This window comes from Novosphingobium sp. B 225 (assembly GCF_002198665.1).
Taxonomy (GTDB): domain Bacteria; phylum Pseudomonadota; class Alphaproteobacteria; order Sphingomonadales; family Sphingomonadaceae; genus Novosphingobium.
The window spans coordinates 1-18,498 of record NZ_MWLM01000048.1 but is presented as its reverse complement, the minus strand read 5'-3'; the positions used below and the strand labels follow the sequence as shown (position 1 = coordinate 18,498).

Annotated in this window: 13 protein-coding genes and 1 tRNA gene; 8 read left to right on the top strand and 6 right to left on the bottom strand. The window is 63.2% G+C overall.

Annotated elements, in window-relative coordinates; translation table 11 throughout:
- The coding region (locus tag MNBBLIKP_RS08190; protein ID WP_140420556.1) for an MFS transporter at positions 1 to 397 on the bottom strand (397 nt) is incomplete at its 3' end.
- 63 nt (positions 398 to 460) lie between these two features.
- Between MNBBLIKP_RS08190 and MNBBLIKP_RS08185 the strand changes: the two genes are divergently transcribed.
- Together MNBBLIKP_RS08185 and MNBBLIKP_RS08180 are read left to right on the top strand one after the other, a co-directional pair.
- Positions 461 to 2,788 carry a UvrD-helicase domain-containing protein gene (locus MNBBLIKP_RS08185; RefSeq protein WP_088309320.1) on the top strand — a complete coding sequence of 776 codons (2,328 nt, stop codon included), beginning with the start codon at positions 461 to 463 and terminating at the stop codon, positions 2,786 to 2,788.
- 224 nt (positions 2,789 to 3,012) lie between these two features.
- Positions 3,013 to 6,570: an autotransporter domain-containing protein gene (locus tag MNBBLIKP_RS08180; RefSeq protein ID WP_254912965.1), complete on the top strand. Its 3,558-nt coding sequence runs from the start codon at positions 3,013 to 3,015 to the stop codon at positions 6,568 to 6,570.
- A gap of 374 nt (positions 6,571 to 6,944) precedes the next feature.
- On the opposite strand, the gene MNBBLIKP_RS08175 is transcribed toward MNBBLIKP_RS08180, so the two are convergent.
- Together MNBBLIKP_RS08175 and MNBBLIKP_RS08170 are read right to left on the bottom strand one after the other, a co-directional pair.
- Positions 6,945 to 8,378: a DEAD/DEAH box helicase gene (locus tag MNBBLIKP_RS08175; RefSeq protein WP_088309315.1), complete on the bottom strand. Its 1,434-nt coding sequence runs from the start codon at positions 8,376 to 8,378 to the stop codon at positions 6,945 to 6,947.
- A gap of 129 nt (positions 8,379 to 8,507) precedes the next feature.
- Positions 8,508 to 9,005: a hypothetical protein gene (locus tag MNBBLIKP_RS08170; protein ID WP_088309313.1), complete on the bottom strand. Its 498-nt coding sequence runs from the start codon at positions 9,003 to 9,005 to the stop codon at positions 8,508 to 8,510.
- A gap of 144 nt (positions 9,006 to 9,149) precedes the next feature.
- Between MNBBLIKP_RS08170 and MNBBLIKP_RS08165 the strand changes: the two genes are divergently transcribed.
- Positions 9,150 to 10,601: an FAD-binding oxidoreductase gene (locus MNBBLIKP_RS08165; protein WP_088309311.1), complete on the top strand. Its 1,452-nt coding sequence runs from the start codon at positions 9,150 to 9,152 to the stop codon at positions 10,599 to 10,601.
- Positions 10,602 to 10,647: 46 nt separating this feature from the next.
- The gene (locus MNBBLIKP_RS08160; protein WP_088309309.1) at positions 10,648 to 11,457 is read left to right on the top strand and encodes a SapC family protein; all 810 of its coding nucleotides are present in this window, start codon (positions 10,648 to 10,650) and stop codon (positions 11,455 to 11,457) included.
- Between the two features lie 210 nt (positions 11,458 to 11,667).
- Here the strand turns inward: MNBBLIKP_RS08160 and MNBBLIKP_RS08155 are convergent, their stop codons facing one another.
- Positions 11,668 to 12,624, bottom strand: a complete 957-nt coding sequence (locus tag MNBBLIKP_RS08155; RefSeq protein WP_088309316.1) for an N-formylglutamate amidohydrolase — start codon at positions 12,622 to 12,624, stop codon at positions 11,668 to 11,670.
- A 147-nt stretch (positions 12,625 to 12,771) separates the two neighbouring features.
- On the opposite strand from MNBBLIKP_RS08155, the gene cpdR reads away from it, so the two are divergent.
- Together cpdR and MNBBLIKP_RS08145 are read left to right on the top strand one after the other, a co-directional pair.
- On the top strand, positions 12,772 to 13,146 hold the full coding sequence (gene cpdR / locus MNBBLIKP_RS08150) for a cell cycle two-component system response regulator CpdR (RefSeq protein ID WP_088309307.1): 375 nt from the start codon (positions 12,772 to 12,774) through the stop codon (positions 13,144 to 13,146).
- An 80-nt stretch (positions 13,147 to 13,226) separates the two neighbouring features.
- Positions 13,227 to 13,301 (top strand) — tRNA-Val (locus MNBBLIKP_RS08145).
- Between the two features lie 209 nt (positions 13,302 to 13,510).
- On the opposite strand, the gene MNBBLIKP_RS08140 is transcribed toward MNBBLIKP_RS08145, so the two are convergent.
- Complete coding sequence (locus MNBBLIKP_RS08140) at positions 13,511 to 14,278, bottom strand: crotonase/enoyl-CoA hydratase family protein (protein ID WP_088309305.1); 768 nt, start codon at positions 14,276 to 14,278, stop codon at positions 13,511 to 13,513.
- 153 nt (positions 14,279 to 14,431) lie between these two features.
- Here MNBBLIKP_RS08140 and MNBBLIKP_RS08135 point away from each other — a divergent pair, with 153 nt between their 5' ends.
- Positions 14,432 to 15,655 (top strand): NADP-dependent isocitrate dehydrogenase, encoded by a 1,224-nt coding sequence (locus MNBBLIKP_RS08135; RefSeq protein WP_088309303.1) that lies wholly within the window; start codon positions 14,432 to 14,434, stop codon positions 15,653 to 15,655.
- A 67-nt stretch (positions 15,656 to 15,722) separates the two neighbouring features.
- On the opposite strand, the gene MNBBLIKP_RS08130 is transcribed toward MNBBLIKP_RS08135, so the two are convergent.
- Positions 15,723 to 16,403 carry a hypothetical protein gene (locus MNBBLIKP_RS08130; RefSeq protein WP_088309301.1) on the bottom strand — a complete coding sequence of 227 codons (681 nt, stop codon included), beginning with the start codon at positions 16,401 to 16,403 and terminating at the stop codon, positions 15,723 to 15,725.
- A 189-nt stretch (positions 16,404 to 16,592) separates the two neighbouring features.
- On the opposite strand from MNBBLIKP_RS08130, the gene MNBBLIKP_RS08125 reads away from it, so the two are divergent.
- Positions 16,593 to 18,377, top strand: coding sequence for a cation:proton antiporter domain-containing protein (locus MNBBLIKP_RS08125; protein WP_088309299.1), 1,785 nt, complete (start codon positions 16,593 to 16,595; stop codon positions 18,375 to 18,377).
- Positions 18,378 to 18,498 lie beyond the last annotated feature (121 nt).

Genomic DNA, 18,498 nt, shown 5'->3' with positions numbered 1-18,498 from the left:
CCCCGCCCCATTCGCCGCCCAGTCCGAACCCCTGCCCGAACCGCAAGACGCACAGCAGCAACGGGGCTACCCAGCCGACCATGGCATAAGTGGGCAGGAATGCGATCAGCAGCGTCGATAGCCCCATCAGCAGCAAGGACGCGACCAGCGTGCTCTTGCGGCCGATCCGGTCTCCGTAATGGCCAAAGGCAATCGCCCCCAATGGCCGGGCCAGAAAGGCCAGACCAAAGCTCATGAACGAGAGCATAGACTGCGCGGCAGCACTTTCCGCCGGGAAAAACAGCGGCCCGAACACCAGCGCCGCCGCCGTCGCATAGACGTAGAAATCATAGAATTCGACTGCCGTGCCAACAAGCGCGGCGGTCAGGATGCGGGCGTTTTGGCGGATCGGATGCATGGATATGCTGACTTGCCGTTTGACTGTGCGCTGTCAATCCTGCGGCCCTTGCGCCGGACCAACATGTTCCCTAGTTGTTCGCGCGTGTCCGCTTCTCCCGAATCCCTGTCCGGCGCCGCGCCCGACCCCTTGCTCGACGGTTTGAACCCGCCGCAACGCGAAGCCGTGTTGGCGACCGAAGGGCCTGTGCTGATGCTGGCCGGGGCGGGCACGGGCAAGACCGCCGCGCTCACCGCCCGGCTCGCGCACCTGATCCGCACCCGCCGCGCCTGGCCAAGCGAGATCCTTTGCGTCACCTTCACCAACCGCGCCGCGCGGGAAATGAAGGAACGCGTCGGCCATCTGGTTGGTCCGGCGGTTGAAGGAATGCCGTGGCTCGGCACGTTCCATTCGATCGCGGCCAAGCTGCTGCGACGCCATGCCGAACTGGTCGGGCTGCAATCGAACTACACGATCATCGATACCGACGATCAGCTGCGCTTGCTCAAGCAGCTGATCCAGGCCGAAGGGCTGGATGACAAGCGCTGGCCCGCGCGCCAGCTGGCCGGGTGCATTGATCGCTGGAAGAACAAGGGCCTTGGCCCGGCAGAGCTGGATGCGGGCGAGAACGAAAGCTATGCCAATGGCCAGGGGCAGAAGTTCTACCGGCTTTATCAGGACCGGCTGAAAGCGCTCAACGCCTGCGATTTCGGTGATCTGCTGCTGCACATGCTCAACATCCTGCGCGGGCATCGCGATGTGCTGGAACAGTACCAGCGGCGCTTCAAATATGTGATGGTTGACGAATATCAGGACACCAACCAGGTCCAGTACCTGTGGCTGCGGCTGCTCGCCCAGGGTCACAAGAACATCTGTGTGGTGGGGGATGACGATCAGTCGATCTATTCATGGCGCGGCGCAGAAGTGGCCAATATCCTGCGGTTCGAACAGGATTTTCCCGGTGCCAAAGTGATCCGGCTGGAACAGAACTATCGCTCCACCCCGGATATCCTCGCCGCCGCGAGCGGCCTGATCGACGCCAACAGCCAGCGGCTGGGCAAGACGCTGTGGACCGAACGCAACGGCGGCGACAAGGTCCGCGTGATCGGCGTGTGGGACGCGCCCGAAGAAGCGCGCCGGGTGGGCGAAGAGATTGAGCGGCTGGAACGCGAAGGCGCGCTGCTCAGCCAGGTCGCGATCCTGGTCCGCGCCCAGTACCAGACCCGTGAATTCGAAGACCGCTTCATCGCGATCGGCCTGTCGTACAAGATCATCGGCGGCTTCCGGTTCTATGAACGCGCCGAAATCCGCGATGCCCTCGCCTATCTGCGCCTGATCGCGCAGCCGAGCGACGATCTGGCGTTTGAGCGGATCTACAATACTCCCAAGCGCGGTCTGGGTGACAAGACGCTGGAAAAGCTGCACCGCCACGCCCGCGCGCGCGGCGTGCCGCTGAGCCTGGCGGCGGTGGAAATTGCTGACAGTGATGAACTGCCCGCCCGCGCGCGCGGCACTCTGCTGAATTTCATGCGCAGCGTGGCGCATTGGCGCGATCTGGCCAAGACCAGCTCGCCCGCAGAACTGGTCCGCGTGCTGCTGGATGAAAGCGGCTACACCGCCGCGCTGCAGGCCGAGAAGACCGCCGAAAGCGCCGGACGGTTGGAAAACCTGTCCGAACTGGCCCGCGCGATGGAAGAATACGAAACGCTCGGCGATTTCCTTGAGCACGTCAGTCTGGTGATGGACAATGACAAGGCCGACGATGTCGACAAGGTCACGATCATGACCATCCATGCCGCCAAAGGGCTGGAATTCGACAACCTGTTTCTGGTCGGCTGGGAAGAAGGCGTGTTTCCCAGCCAGCGCGCGCTGGATGAAGGCGGGCTGGCCAGTCTGGAAGAGGAACGCCGCCTCGCTTACGTGGCGATCACCCGCGCCCGGCGGCGCTGCACGATCCTGCATGCTTCCAACCGGCGGATCTATGGCCAGTGGACCAGCTCGATCCCCAGCCGCTTCATCGCCGACCTGCCCGAGGCGCATATCGAGCAGGAAAGTACGCTTTCGGGCGGAGCTTCACTGTGGCGCGCGCAGTGGAGCGAGCGCGATGATCCCTTTGCTCATGTCGCCCGCGATCACGCCGACCGCGCGGCCAGTCGCGGCCCCGGCTGGCAGCGCGCCGCCGCGCAAAGCTATGACCCCGCCCCGCGCCGCCTGCCTGAAGCGACCCGCTCTGCCGCCAGCTTCGCCGCCAAGCCGCGCGGGGACATCGCACTTGGCGCGCGGGTGTTCCACGACAAGTTCGGCTATGGCACGGTCACCGCGCAGGAAGGCAACAAGCTGGAAATTGACTTCGAAAGCGCTGGTGCCAAGCGGGTGATCGACAGCTTCGTCAAACTGGCAGAGGCAGGTTGATCGCCGGTTTCTGACCGGGAGATGTCCCGATTCTGTCAATCCGGTCCGCAATGCGCGGCTGCACCGCCCGGCGGACCTAATTTTATTGCGGACTTATCAGGCTTTTGCGCAAGACTGTTGTCAACTTGATACGGTTTGAGACTGATTAATAATCAGTGAACAAACTGACTTGTCTTGTTCGCCAGTTAAGGCAAGTTCATCCCAACAAGGGAGTCTTCCAAACCATGAAAAACCTGTTCCGCGCGCCGGTTACCAATCGGGTTCGTCTGCTTGCCACCAGCGCCATTGCCCTGTCAGCCCTGTCCCAGCCGGCTTTTGCAGCCGATGCGCCGCTCACCGCGGTCGCTCCCGAAGCGCAGGGCGCGGGCCTGACGGCGATTACCCTGCCCGAACCGCAACTGTCGACCACGCTTGAAGCCGTCGCTCCGGAAGCTCAGGCTCCCAACCTTGTCCAGGTCAGTGCGCCGGATCCCTCGATCCTGATTTCCAACCCTGGCACCACCATTACCGCCCGCGACCCATTGGGGGTCAATGGCGTTGGCCAGATGATCGTTGATTCGGGCGGCGGCTTCGTTGGTCTGTGCACCGCCACGCTGATCAACCCGCGCACAGTGATCTTCGCCGCGCACTGCGTCAACACGCGCCCCAACACGGCCTATGGCGCCGGATCGGGCGGAACGGCCATCGGCTTTGGCTTTGAAGCAAGCACCCGCGCCAATGCCGCAGGCCAGACTGACGAACTGGTCCGCTGGCTGGTTGGCGGCCCGGGCGGCGCTGGCAAGTTCCAGACCAACGTGGCTCAGGCGTTCTATAACTCCAACTTCGTGGTCTATAATCCCTATTCGCTGGAACCTGAGGCTCGCAGCTTCCTGTATGGCGACGTCGCCATGGCCACGCTCGATACACCGGCCGCCAATGTGCCGAGCTGGGCGTTGCTGTTCTCGCCGCTGCCCGATCCGGGCACGATCACTGCGGGCGGTACCGGCTATAACGTCAAGATCACTGGTTATGGCGGGATCGGCACCGGCCAGACCGGTCAGACCGGTGGTTCGGATTTCCGTCGCCGTTCGGCTGAAAACATGATCGGCGCTTTGACCGATCTCGATACGTTCGAAGCCTTCCTGTTCGGCGAGACCCCTTCGGGCCTGTCGCAGAACCTCTATTTCATGGACTTTGACGATCCGCGCCGCGGCGTTTCCGGCGCGAGCCCGTTCGATTTCAACGCTTTCCGTGACAATGCCCGCTTCAGCGGCACCACGCCGACCGAAGGGATCACGGCACCGGGCGATTCGGGTGGCCCGCTGATCCTGCAGAACTTCTCCAAGCAGGTTGTCGCAGGCGTGCTGTCGGGCGGTTATTCACGGTTCTACAGTGGCGCGGCGCCCTACAGCTATGGTGCGGTCAGCTTCTACCAGCCGCTCTATCTCTATTGGGACTGGGTCGCGGCCAACAACCCGTATCACTATGTCAGCGCCAAGGCCGGCGACGGTTCCTGGACCGACCCCACCCGCTGGGTGACCACGCTGGATCCGGCCTATACCATTTTGTCGGGCGGTTCGCTGGTCAATGGCCTGCCGACCACCACTGGTGACCAGAAGAATGGCACTTCGGGCGATTTCGGCCAGATCTGCTTCCAGACGCCCTCGGTCAGCGATTGCTATGACACCAAGACCGGGGTCGAAACGATCACGGGCGGACCGATCGGGACGGCATCGAACAATGCCGGCAACACCACCGTTACCTCGATCTCGGGCGCTCAGGGCATTTCGGATGCCGGCTTCAGTGATGTCGTGCTCGAATCGCAGGCAACCATCCAGGGCGTCGCTGCCCCGGCACCTACGCTGGCCAATGGCCTGCCCGGTGCCAGCAACTTTGTGCCGAACAATGTCGATCCGGTGCGTACCACCTCTACTGCCGGTCAGTATTATGACGTGACCCTGGCCGCAGCTGGCACCACCACGCTGTCGGGCGCGAACATCACGATTGACCGCCTGACCATCGGCACCGCCGCCGCCGGGCTCAACGTGGCCAGCGGCGCTACGCTGACCACGCTGATGGGCACCAACCAGCTGGCCGGGACGGTCACCGTCAACGGCACGCTGACCTCGCTGGGCGATTACAGCCTGCTGGGCGGCGCCCTGCTGGGCTCGGGCCGGATCAACGCTCCGTTCCTGACCAGCGTGCTGGGCCAGTTTGCCCCCGGCACCACCACCACCACAGGCACGCTGACGATCGGCGGCAACCTGGTGATGGCATCGGGTAGCAACTACTTCGTCAACCTGCTCAACAACGGCGTTTCTGACCGGATCGCCGTGGTTGCCAACGGTGCATCCACCGGCACGGCCAATGTCGGCGGCGTGCTGGCGGTCAGCGGGGCGACCGGTTCGGCGATCCGTGCGAACGATCTCTACACCATCCTCACCTCGGCTGGTGGAGTGACGGGCACGTTCAGCTCCGCCAACGCGCTGAGCGCGATCCTCAAGCCGACCGTGCTCTATTCGGCCAATGCCGTGCAGCTGCGGATTGATGCGGCAGCCTACTCCAGCGTGATCGACACCACCTCGCCGGTGCAGCGCGCCTATGCCGCCCTGCTCGACACGGGCCGCGCCAGCGGCAAGGTGGGTGATATCCTCGCGGTGCTCGATCTGCAGGATGCCGGAACCATCCGCGCCACGCTTGATGCTCTGGCCCCGCGCACCGAAACGCTGCGTTCATCGCTTGGCACCATGGCGCTGGACAACAGCTCGCGCCTGATCCGCCAGCGTCTGGCTGGTCTGGAAGATGGTGGCACCGGCGGGACCATCGCCTATTACGGCCGCCCGGCCGATACCACGGCGATGATCCAGAACCGCCTGCGCGGGAACCTGCAGATGCCGGGCGTGAACAGCCTGGGCGGCTTCGGCGCAGCTAGCGGTGAGGCTGAGGTTGCCAGCGAATCGGGCAAGCTGCCCGAAACGATGAGCGCGTTCCTGGCGGGTGGCTATATCGACGGTGAAAGCGCGCCGATGACCACCGCCCTGCCGCGTTCCGGCAATGACCAGTTCGATGGCTGGTACATCTCGGGCGGGATCGAAACCGAAGTGGGCGATAACGGCCATGTCGGTTTTGCGCTGACCTATACCGACCTTGACGGGCTGACCGCCGGGGCACCGGGCAGCGTCACCGGCAACGTGATTCAGGGTACGCTCTACTCCAAGTACAATTGGGGCAAGATCTACCTCGACACGCAGATGTCGGCGGGTCAGTACCATTCTAAGACCAGCCGGATGGGTAACCTGCCGGGCACGCCCTATACCCTGCTGTCGAGCGACAATGCCCTGGCGTTGTCTTCGGAAGTCAACCTGGGTGCCAACCTGGGCAAGGGCAACTTCGCGGTTACCCCGCATGTTGGCCTGCGCGCCAGCCGGATCGATTTCGGGCGCAGCCTTGAAACCGGCGGGCCGACCGCGATGGTGTTCGACCGGGCCGACTTCAAGAGCATTCAGGCACGCCTGGGTCTGGATCTGGCCGGAAAGGGCAAGTTCCGTCCGTTCCTGACCGCCAACTGGGTGCATGAATTCGAAACCAACCCGATCATGTTCGACGGTGCCTTCGCTTCGGCCATGCCGGGGCCGATGGTCACCTTTGGCCTGGGCGGACAGGACAAGAACTGGGCCGAGCTGGGCGGCGGGCTGACCATCGCCACCGGCAAGGTCAACCTTTCGCTCAGCGCCGATACCACGATCGGCCGGGACGATATCAAGAACCAGGCCTACCGCGCTTCGATCAGCTTCCGCTTCTGATCGCAGGCCGCGGCCGGATGACGGGCCTGCCCCCTTTGGGGCGGGCCCGTTTTCTTTGGTGCGAATGGTCAGGAAGGCCGGGCCGTGGCCGACCTCAGAGCGAGGTTCGTTAACGGCGTCCCCGTGATCCCACCCGCATTGGGGATGGCGGGAACGGCCGGTTCATGGCTCTCGAAAAAACTTTCCTACATCACCGCGATCTGGAATGATCCGTGCGGTTCAACAGATGAAAAGCGGCCAATTTCAACGAAGGTCACACAATGCAAAACCGCGATTCCGCGTGACCTTTGTGACCTTTGTGACCTTTGTGACCTTTGTAACCTTAGCCCCTTCCCGGTTGCGCGGGAAGCGGGCCAGATTTTGAACAAACGGCCTTAAAGTGCTGAAACGCCAAGGAATCCAGGAACCGGCCCGTTCCATTCACCTGGAACGCTGGGGCCATCGTCGCCGTCGCGGCGGCGTTCGCGGCGCGGTTCGGCGGCACGGGGGGCGCGCTCTTCGCGCGGGGCCTGATCTTCACGCGGTGCCCGTTCTTCGCGGGGAGCCCGCGCTTCACGTGGAGCGCGCGCTTCACGCGGCGCGCGTTCCTCGCGGGGCGCACGCGGTGCGCGTTCACGGCGCGGCCGGGCTTCACGCGGGGCCGCACCTTCTTCGTGGTCCTCGCTCACCTCCGGGGGCACATCGGCCTTGTCGGCGGCAATGTCGAACACCGGGATCTTCATGCCGGTCAGCTTCTCGACATTCTCGATCGCTTCCATATCGGCATCGGTCACGAATGTGAAAGCCCGGCCCGTTGCCCCGGCGCGGCCGGTGCGGCCGATGCGGTGGACATAGTCATCCGGGTGCCATGGCGTGTCAAAGTTGAACACGTGGCTCACCCCCTTCACGTCCAGCCCGCGCGCGGCCACGTCAGAGCAGCACAGGATGTTGATCGTGCCGTCCTTGAAGCGGTCAAGCTCGGCAATGCGGGCGGGCTGGTCCATGTCGCCATGGATTTCACCAGCTGCAAAACCGTTCTGCTTCAGGTTCTTGGCCAGATCACGCACGGTGGTCTTGCGGTTGCAAAAGATCATCGCGGTTGAAACGTTGTCGGTGCGCAGCAGGTGGCGCAGCACGTCGCGCTTCTTGCGCGCATCGACCTTCACTTTGTGCTGGGCGATGTTGATGTTGGCGGTGGCCGGCCGGGCCACTTCGATCGATTTGGGATTGCTGAGGAACTTGTCGGCCAGCTTCTTGATCGGCGGCGGCATGGTCGCGCTGAACAGCAAGGTCTGGCGGGTAGTCGGCAGCTTGGAACAGATCGTTTCGATATCGGGGATAAACCCCATGTCGAGCATCCGGTCCGCCTCGTCGATCACCAGCAAATCGCAGCCGGTCAGCAGGATCTTGCCGCGTTCGAACAGATCCATCAGCCGCCCGGGGGTGGCGATCAGCACGTCCACACCTTCGTTCAGCGCCTTGACCTGATCGCCCATCTGCACGCCGCCAATCAGCAGCGCCATCTTGAGATCATGGTTGACGCCGTAAGCCTCGAAATTCTCGGCCACCTGGGCGGCCAGTTCGCGGGTCGGTTCAAGGATCAGGCTGCGCGGCATCATCGCCCGGCGGCGGCCATGGGCCAGAATGTCGATCATCGGCAGCACAAAGCTGGCGGTTTTGCCGGTCCCGGTCTGGGCGATGGCGATCAGATCGCGCATCATCAGCACCTGCGGGATCGCCTGGGCCTGGATCGGCGTGGGCGTGTCATAACCCTTGTCGCGGACCGCGGCGACGAGTTCAGGTGAAAGGCCGAGATCGGCAAATGGCATAGGCTTGCTACAAATTTCCGGAAAGGAGGGACACGGCGCACCGCAAGGCGGCCGGCTCCGAGCAAGGCTTGCCTCGCACGAATGCGCGCCCCTACGCGGAAATGCGCCGGAAAGTCAAGGAAACCGGATTCAGTCTTCCACTTCGATCAGCTGCTTGTAGCCGTTGACCTTGCATTTGGTTCCGCTGCGGGCGAGCAATTCGTCGCGGCCGGTGCAGACCATCCCGTCGGCGTTGCGGGCCACCAGGAAGCCGGAATAGAAATCGCGGCCCAGGCAATCCTTGTCCAGCGTGGCGCTAACCACGCGGTTATCGCGCAGCAGCAGCAGCAACTTGTTCTTTGACGAAGGAGAAACCCCCGCGATCGCCCCCAATGGCAGGCATTTGCCCATCTTGCGTTCGATGATCCGGGTGCCCCCGCCAAAATCAGGTTCGGCAAACATTGCCGAAGGCATCATCGGCATGGGCGCCGCCCGCGGGCTGATCCGGATCGTCACGCGCTGTTCCACGCGCACCTGCTCAGCCGACGAGACCGGCATCGGGGCAACCACCGGCACCCCGATCCCGCTGCTGCCCACAGGCGCAGCCGCGTCCACGGCGGCCACAGCGGCAACGGCCGGAACAAGCAACGCTAATGGCGCAAGCAAGTGAAAAGCTGGGTGCATCGCCCCGTGTCATAACCCCAATCGTTGAACCACCGCTTAACCCGCCAGGCGGGCAAACCGCAAGGGTCTGGCGACAGTCCCCCGGTCTGTGGCATAGGCAAGGCCAAGATGAACTCCTCCCCCGACGCATTTCTGACCGAAGCTGCCGCTCTGCTGGGCCCGCGCGGCCTGACACGTGATGCCGATCTGGTAAGCCCCTGGCTGACCGACTGGCGCGGGCGTTTCACCGGCGCCGCACTTGCCCTTGCGGCGCCTGCCAATACGGCAGAAGTTGCGGCATTGGTGCGCCTGTGCCGCGCGCACCGGGTCCCGATCGTGCCGCAAGGCGGGAACAGCGGGATGTCTGGCGGGGCAACACCGGATGATAGCGGCGCGGCGGTAATCCTCTCGCTGCGCCGGATGAACGCGATCCGCAGTGTCGATGTGCAGGCGCGGCAGGCAACCTGTGAAGCCGGCGTGGTCCTGCAGGTCCTGCATGAGGCTGCAGAAGCACAGGGCCTGCGGTTTCCGCTGACCCTGGGGGGCAAGGGATCGGCCACTGTCGGCGGACTGGTTTCAACCAATGCCGGCGGTACGCAGGTCTTGCGCCACGGATCGATGCGCGCGCTGGTGCTGGGGCTGGAAGCGGTCTTGCCTGACGGCGAGATCTGGAGCGCCCTCACCCCGCTCAAGAAAGACAATCGCGGGTTTGACCTGAAACAACTGTTCATCGGCAGCGAGGGCACGCTGGGTGTGATCACTGCCGCAACCCTGCGGCTGGTACCCCAGGTGGCAGAGCGTGTGGTGATCTGGGCAGGCCTGTCCTCGATCACCGCAGCGCGGGCACTGCTGCTGCATTGCGAAGCCGCAATGGGAGAAGCGATGGAAGGGTTCGAGGTTTTGCCGCAAAGCTGCCTCGATGCGGTGCTGGACCATGTCCCGGCCGCGCGTACCCCCCTGTCAGCGCCGCACACCTGGCATGCACTGATCGAGGTCGTGGCCGATGCCGCCAGCGCCGCTACGCTGCGCGAATCCGCCGAGACGATGATTGCAGCCGCGTTCGAATGCGGCCTGGTACAAGACGCCGCAATCGCCGCCAGCGAAGCCCAGGCCGAGGCCATGTGGCTGATCCGCGAAAGCGTGGCCGCGGCCGAGCGCGCCAAAGGCCCGGCGATGCAGCACGACATCTCGGTCCCGGTTGAGCGCATGCCCGATTTCCTCGACATGGCCGTGCCCGCGATCGAGGCGGAATATCCGGGCACCCATGCTGTCGGGTTTGGCCATCTGGGGGATGGCAACATCCACTTTCACGTCATTGCGCCACCCGGATCGACGCGCGGCGAATGGGAGGCGGGCGCCGGCAAGGCGATCAGCCGCCGGGTTCACGATCTGGTTGCGCAATGGGACGGATCGATCAGCGCCGAGCACGGGATCGGCCAGCTCAAGCGCGCGGAACTGGAACGATTGGGCGATCCGGTCACGCTCAGCCTGATGCGCCAGATCAAGGCGGCGCTCGATCCGCTGGAATTGCTCAATCCGGGCAAGCTGGTGGCACTTGCGCCAAGCGCCGCCAAGCCCTAAAGCCGCGCCTTTCGCGTCGTTTTCGTAATTTTCTGGAGAGAGATTCATGGCCAGCGCGCCGCAAGCCGCCAACCTGCCACTGTTCTACAAGGACCTGATGCCGCTTAACAGCCGCGATCATGCCGCCTGGAAGAGCCGGACCACCGATCACGCCACCTGGTTGGTCGGCCAGCATGCTGTGCCGCTCACCGCCGAAGAATTCGTCCATGCCGGCCGGACCTATCCTGTGGTCTTTTCGGCCAGCGATCAGCCGGTTCCGCTGGCGCTGATGGGCCTGAACGAAGGCGTGAACACCTTTGTCGATGATGAAGGCAACCTGCTGCAGCAGGCTTACGTTCCGGCCTATGTGCGCCGCTATCCCTTCATGCTGGCCAAGCTGGCACCCGAAAGCGAAGACCTGTCGCTGTGCTTTGATCCGACCAGCGACCTGCTGGGCGATTTCGACGAAGGCACCGCCCTGTTTGACGGCGACCAACCGAGCGACCAGTGCAAGGCAACGCTCGATTTCTGCCGCAACTTCGAAGAAGCCGGGTTCCGCACTCAGGCCTTCGTTGACGAATTGGTGAAGCACAACCTGCTGATGGACGGCGAAGTCACGATCCAGCAGGCCGGTTTCGAACAGCCGTTCATCTATCGCGGCTTCAAGATGGTCGATCAGGAAAAGCTGCGTGATCTGCGCGGTGATACCCTGCGCAGCTTGAACCAGAACGGCATGCTGGCGCTGATCTTTGCCCACCTGTTCTCGCTTGACCACATGACCGAGGTGTTTGCCCGGCAGGTCCAGCAGGGCAAGGGCCCGATCACGGTTGAAGAAGCCAACGCCGCCGCTGCGGCGGTGGGAGCGACCGTAAACTGACCCTTTGCCGCCGTTTCGGCAGCTGAATTCGTATGCGCAGCCCCGGCCCCAGGTCGGGGCTTGCCACATCGGGGCAGCGGGTATATCTTTCTCTTGGTTTTGCCGGGGCTTCCCTCATGGCGCTGGTGAAACCTGGTGCACTTTGTGCACCTCCTCCCTGAACCTTGGCCACCTCGTGCTGCTTGCACGAGGTGGTTTTTTATGGGCGGTTCACTCGGCCGCCTGGGCCCAATCGCGGCCCTGAGCCAGTCGCCCGAGTTCAGCCACTTCCCCGGCGAGCCGCCGGACCAGCCCGGTCAGCAGCGCGGCCATCGACGCCAACCCGGCTCCGGGTTCGGCCAGACGGTGATCCAGATAGCTCGACCGGTCGATCTCCAGCTGCACCGCATGGATCCCTTCACGCGGACGGGCGTGGCGTTCCAGCACATAGCCACCGGCATAGGGCCGGTTGTGCGCCGCTCCGCGCCGCATTTCGCTGAAATAGCTAAAGCAGCTGCCGATCAGGCTGCCGGTGCAGGTCTGTCCAAACCGGTCCCCCAGCACGAATTCAGGCGCAGGCAGGCCGCCGCGCAGGCCCAACGGCGGCATCGAATGCAGATCGAGCAACAGCGCCGCCCCCCAGCGATCGCGCAAGTGTTCCAGCGTTTCGTGCAGGCAGGCGTGGTAAGGTTCGTGGATGCCGGCAATCCGCGCCGCCAATTCCTCTTCGTCATGGCGCCGCTTCCACAGCTCTCCTAGCCCCGGCAGACGGCGCGGGATCAGGCCAAGGCCGCTGCGCGCCCGCAGACCAGGGGTATAGCTGCCCACGCTGTCAGGCTTGCCCCGCGCGAACATGTCCCAATCGACATCCTCGATCGCGCGGTTCAGATCGATCATTGCACGCGGCGCATGGGCCACCAGCAGCGCTGCTCCGGTCGCACGGGCCATGCGTTCGCCCAGCAGATCGACAAACCGGTCCTCCAGCTTGAGCGCGGCGGATCCGGGGTGGCGCATCCGTTCCAACAAGCTGCCCGGATAGGCGCGCCCGGCATGCGGTACTGCGATCAGCACGGGGACTTCGGAAGGTTCGACCAGGGTCAGCGAGAAGGCCGGGATGCCGGGAGATCCCGGAATCGCCCCACCGGTGCGGCGCGGCGAATCAGCGGGGCGTGGCGGCGCTTGCTCCATGATCCAAGGCTGGCCCGGATAGCGGCCTGTGTCAAAGCGGGCCGGGACCAATTCGGCACGAGATTGTTAACCGCATTCGTTGTACAAGCTTTCTCCGGCGCGCGACTAGGTGGTGCGCCCACGTCGAATCGCCATGAAAGGCCCGCGATGATCCGTATCCTGCTCGCCGAAGATGAAGAAGCAATGCGCACCTATCTGGCGCGTGCGTTGCAGAACGCGGGCTATGATGTGGTCGCGGTCGATCGCGGGACTCACGCTCTGCCCTTGTTGCAGGAACAGCATTTCGACTTGCTGCTTTCGGACATTGTCATGCCCGAAATGGACGGGATCGAATTGGCCCAGCATTGCGCGGAAGTCAGCCCCAAGACCAAAGTGATGTTCATCACCGGTTTTGCGGCCGTCACCCTCAAGGCCAGCCGCGATGCGCCGCAGGCCAAAGTGCTGTCCAAGCCCTTCCATCTGCGCGATCTGGTGCTGGAAGTGGAACGGATTTTCGGCCAGCAGCAACAAGCTTCGATCTGAGGTCTTGCCAAGCCGGGGGAGCCCGGCTAATGGCGCTCCCCTGCCCGGGGCGACGGCCCCGGGTGGAACCTGAATGGTGCGGGCGTATAGCTCAGTGGTAGAGCACTATGTTGACATCGTAGGGGTCGCAAGTTCAATCCTTGCTACGCCCACCATTCACCAAAAAGGCCCCGGTTTCCCGGGGCCTTTTTCGTTGCGGGGTGTTCCTCCCCATTTTTGGCGAAGGCCACAAATGGGAAGGTGGATCGTCCGAAGGACGAGACGGAGGGGTTTCCGCCCTCGCGTCAGCACCCCTCCGTCAGCCGCCTTCGGCGTCTGCCACCTCCCCATTTGCACTTCGTGAAAATGGGAAGGATCTGATCCCTTACTTCCCCTGCCAGTTCGGCTTGCGCTTTTCAGCAAATGCAGCCGCGCCTTCGCGGGCGTCCTGGCTGGCGAAAACCGGCATCACGATCTCACCCTGCTTGGCCCACATTTCAGCGTCCGACCAGGTGTGCGATTCGCGGATCACCTTCTTCGAGGCGATCAGAGCCAGCGGGCCGTTTTCCGCCACTGCACGCGCCAGCGCTTTGGCACCTTCCAGCGCCGGGCCTTCGACCACGCGGTTGACGAAGCCCAATTCATAGGCGCGCTTGGCATCGATGAAATCGCCGGTCAGCGCCAGTTCCATCGCGATCCGCGGCGGGATCTGGCGGGGCAGCTTGATAAGGCCGCCGGCTGCGGCGGCCAGGCTGCGCTTGGCTTCGGGAATGCCGAACTTCGCGCCCGCGCTGGCGACGATCAAATCACAGCTCATCGCCAGTTCCATCCCGCCCGCGAGCGCATAGCCATCGATCGCACCGATCACGGGCTTCGACGGAGTCCATTCGGTCATCCCGCCAAACCCGCGCCCTTCGATGGAGGGGCGTTCGCCGCGCAGGAAGCCCTTGAGGTCCATGCCCGAACAGAACGTGCCCCCTGCCCCGGTCAGGATCGCACAGCGCAGGTCATTGTCCGCATCCAGCCGGTCGAGCGCGGCAGCGATGCCTTCGGCCTGGGCCTTGTTCATCGCGTTCTTCGCTTCGGGCCGGTTCATCGTGATGATCAGAACGCCGTCTTCGACTTCGGTCAGGATTTCGGGGGCTTCACTCATGGAAATGGCTCCTCTCTCGGGTAAGATTTAATCGGTTGGTTAAATGACTAGGACGCCCGCCCGCCCCCTGTCCAGCCCGAACTTGCGCAACGCCGCGCCTCTGCTAAGGGGACAGCGCGAAATTTTGATCCCCAGGAAGAGAGACTCCCCGCGATGGCCAAGATCAAGGTGAAAAACCCCGTTGTCGAAATCGACGGCGATGAAATGACCCGCATCATCTGGCAGTGGATCCGCGAACGGCTGATCCTGCCTTACCTCGACATTGACCTGAAGTATTATGACCTCAGCGTCGAAAAGCGTGACGAAACCAACGATCAGATCACTGTCGATTCGGCCAACGCGATCAAGCAGTACGGCGTCGGCGTGAAATGCGCGACGATCACGCCTGACGAAGCCCGGGTTGAGGAATTCAAGCTGAAGAAGATGTGGAAGAGCCCCAACGGCACGATCCGCAACATCCTGGGCGGCGTGGTGTTCCGCGAACCGATCGTGATGCAGAACGTGCCCCGCCTGATCCCGGGCTGGACCGATCCGATCGTGGTCGGCCGCCATGCCTTTGGCGATCAGTACAAGGCGACCGATTTCGTGGTCCCCGGCCCCGGCAAGCTGCGTCTGGTGTTCGAAGGCGACGACGGCACCGTGATCGACGAAGAAGTGTTCCAGTACCCTTCGGGCGGCGTGGCGCTGGCCATGTACAACCTTGACGATTCGATCCGCGATTTTGCCCGCGCTTCGTTCAACTATGGCCTCGGCCTGGGTTGGCCGGTGTACCTTTCGACCAAGAACACCATCCTCAAGGCCTATGACGGCCGCTTCAAGGACCTGTTCCAGGAAGTGTTCGACAGCGAAGGCTTTGCCGAAAAGTTCAAGGCCGCCGGGATCGTTTACGAACACCGCCTGATCGATGACATGGTCGCCTCGGCGCTCAAGTGGTCGGGCAAATTCGTCTGGGCTTGCAAGAATTATGACGGCGACGTCCAGTCGGATCAGGTTGCACAGGGCTTCGGCTCGCTTGGCCTGATGACCTCGGTGCTGATGACCCCGGACGGCAAGACTGTTGAGGCCGAAGCCGCCCACGGCACCGTTACCCGCCACTACCGCCAGCACCAGCAGGGCAAGGCGACCAGCACCAACCCGATCGCCAGCATCTTCGCCTGGACCCGCGGGCTGATCTATCGCGGCAAGTTCGACGGCACGCCCGAAGTGGTGAAGTTCGCCGAAACGCTCGAAAAGGTCTGCATCGATACCGTCGAAAGCGGCAAGATGACCAAGGACCTTGCGATCCTGATCGGCCCGGAACAACCATGGCTGACCACCGAAGGTTTCTTCGAGGCGATCGTGCAGAACCTCGAAGCGGAAATGGCCAAGGCTGGCTGATCCGCTTCAGCTGGATAAGGAAAGGGCGGTCCCGGCAGAGGGGCCGCCCTTTCCATTTGGTTCAGCCCTAGAACTTGACCTTGACGTTCACAGGCAGGTTGCTGGTGCAGGAACCTGGCGAACTTTCCGTGATCGACAGATAATGCGGCGTCAGAACGGTCTTGTCATTTTCCAGCACGGCCTTGGTCACAGCCACGGCTTCAAGGGCCTTGATTACACCGTCACGCGTCAGGTCAAATCTGGTCAGGTAAGTACCAAGTGTCGGGGATGAACTTCCCAGACCAATCTGCCTGATCGTGATTGAACCTTGCACATCGCCCTTGTCAGCGGAGATGGACAGGGGGCCCAGGTTGACCAGGTTCACACCGTTCTTCTTGTTGGTGATGTCAGCAATGATTTCCAGCCCCACACCGATCCGCATCCTTCCCGCGGCAGACTGTGCAGCCTTGCACGCCTCGGTGCGATACTGTTGCCACCGAAACATCAGCTGGTAGCGTCCTTTGCTCGAACTTGCCGAAAGCGGCAAAAGCGAGATCTTGCCGGTTGTATCAACCTGAGCCAGCTGAACAAATGCCTCCGCCGAATTCAGCAGCGACTTCTTCTGCGCTTCGGGAAGGGACGCCCAATAGACCTCTTTCATTTCCCCGGTAGCAATATCAAATACCGACACCTTTTGGGCCTCGACCGGCTCAAGCACAACTTGCGGCGCTACAACCGGCACTGCCGCCGGATCTGCAGGAGCAGCCATGCCTGCGCTTGCGGACATAACCAGAATGCTGGCGACCAGATATCTCGCTGTCATGATAGATCTCCCCTGCTTTCAAACCTGCTCATTCCGGGGAATGATGTAACCGCACCCCTGCCATAGCAAGTGTGCTTTCGTCACAAACAACAGACAGGGTGACAAGCGGGGCCTCCCTCCCCTAAGTCTGGTTGCATGGCCACGCCAACCGCATTCAATCCTGCTTCCGCGCTGGGCGACGCCCTGGTGATTCTAGGCGCGGCGGGGATTGTTATTCCGTTGTTTGCGCGGCTGCGGATTACGCCGGTGATCGGGTTTATTCTGGTCGGGGTGCTGGTCGGCCCGTTTGCACTGGGCGGGGTCGCTGCCGATCATCCCTGGCTGCGCTATGTCACGATCAGCGATCCTGGGCGACTGGCCCCGTTTGCTGATTTCGGGATCGTCCTGTTGCTGTTCTCAATCGGGCTGGAGCTGTCGTTCCAGCGGCTGTGGCAGATGCGCCGGGCGATTTTCCGGATCGGGCCGATTGAGCTGTTCGGCAGCGGGCTGCTGATCGCCATTGTGCTGATGGCGCTGGGCAATTCGTTGCCGACTGCGCTGGCGCTGGGACTGGCTTTGGCGCTGTCCTCCACCGCGCTGGTGCTCAAGATTGCGGATACCGGCACGCCGGTTGGCCGCGCGGCACTGGGGACTTTGCTGTTTGAGGATATCGCGCTGGTGCCGATCATCTTCCTGCTTGGCGCAATGGGCCGGGGGGACGAGAGCCAGGGGCTGAGCGAATTCCTGTCAACGCTCGGGCTTGGCGCATTGGTGATCGTCGCCCTGCTCGGCTTTGGCCGTTTCCTGCTGCCCGCGCTGTTCGCCCAGGCAGCGCGGACCAAGAGCCCGGAACTGTTCATGGCCGCCAGCCTGCTGGTGGTGATCCTGGCCTCTCTGGTAACCGGCGCGGTGGGCCTTTCGCCCATCGTCGGAGCGCTGGTGGCCGGATTGCTGATCGCCGAGACCGAATATCACGGCGAAGTTGAGGCAATGATCGAGCCGTTCAAGGGCCTCGCGCTCGGCGTATTCCTGCTGACCGTGGGGATGAGCCTGGATCTGGCCCTGGTCTGGGACCGATTGGGCGAAGTGCTGCTGGCCGCCGCACTGGTGATTTCCGCCAAGGCGCTGGTTACGGCCCTGGTGCTGCGCCTCCACGGCACGCGCACTGCCACCGCGACCGAAGCCGGGATCCTGCTCGCCAGTCCCAGCGAAACCACCCTGATCGTGCTGAGCAGCGCCGTGGCGGTTAACCTGATCCGGCCCGATGCCGCACAGTTCTGGCAGATCGTTACCGCGCTGGGGCTGACCGTGACCCCGCTGCTCGCCGTGTTTGGGCGCTGGCTGGCGCACCGGGTTGACCGCGCCGGGCTGCCCCCGGTGCGCGAAGCGGCGCAAGAGGGGCACACGATCATCGTCGGGTTTGACCGCGTCGGGCGGCTGATCGCGGATATGCTGCAGCGCCACGACCAGCCCTTCGTCGCGATCGACCTCGATTCGGACCAGGTCACGCGCGGCCGGGCCGAGGGTTTTCCGGTCATGTTCGGCGATGCCACCCGCGATGCCATGCTCGACAAGCTGGGGCTCGATGCCGCGAAGGCCGTGGTGCTGACCATGGACGAACCGGTGCTGGCCAAGCGCCTGACCCGCAAGCTGCGCGCGATCCGCCCCGACCTGCCGGTACTGGCCCGTGCGCGCGATGCCAATCATGCCGCCGCGCTCTACCGCGCCGGGGCCAGCACCGCCGTGCCGCAGACACTGGAAAGCAGCCTGCAACTGACCGAAGCACTGCTCGTGGACCTGGGTGTACCGATGGGCTTCGTCATCGCCTCCATCCACGAAAAGCGCGACGAGTTCCGCGCGATGATCATGCAGGAAGGCCAGCTTGAGGAAATGCCGAGCCTCAAAAGTTCCACATTGCGTGATCGGGGCCGTACTGCCTGAATAACACCGCTTTGCGTAACTTTCCCAAGGCCACCTTTGCCCCGGATTAGGACGGCGCATCTATATCTGCTTGCAGGAACTTGCAGGAGATACCGCCCGATGCGTCGCCCATTTATTGCCA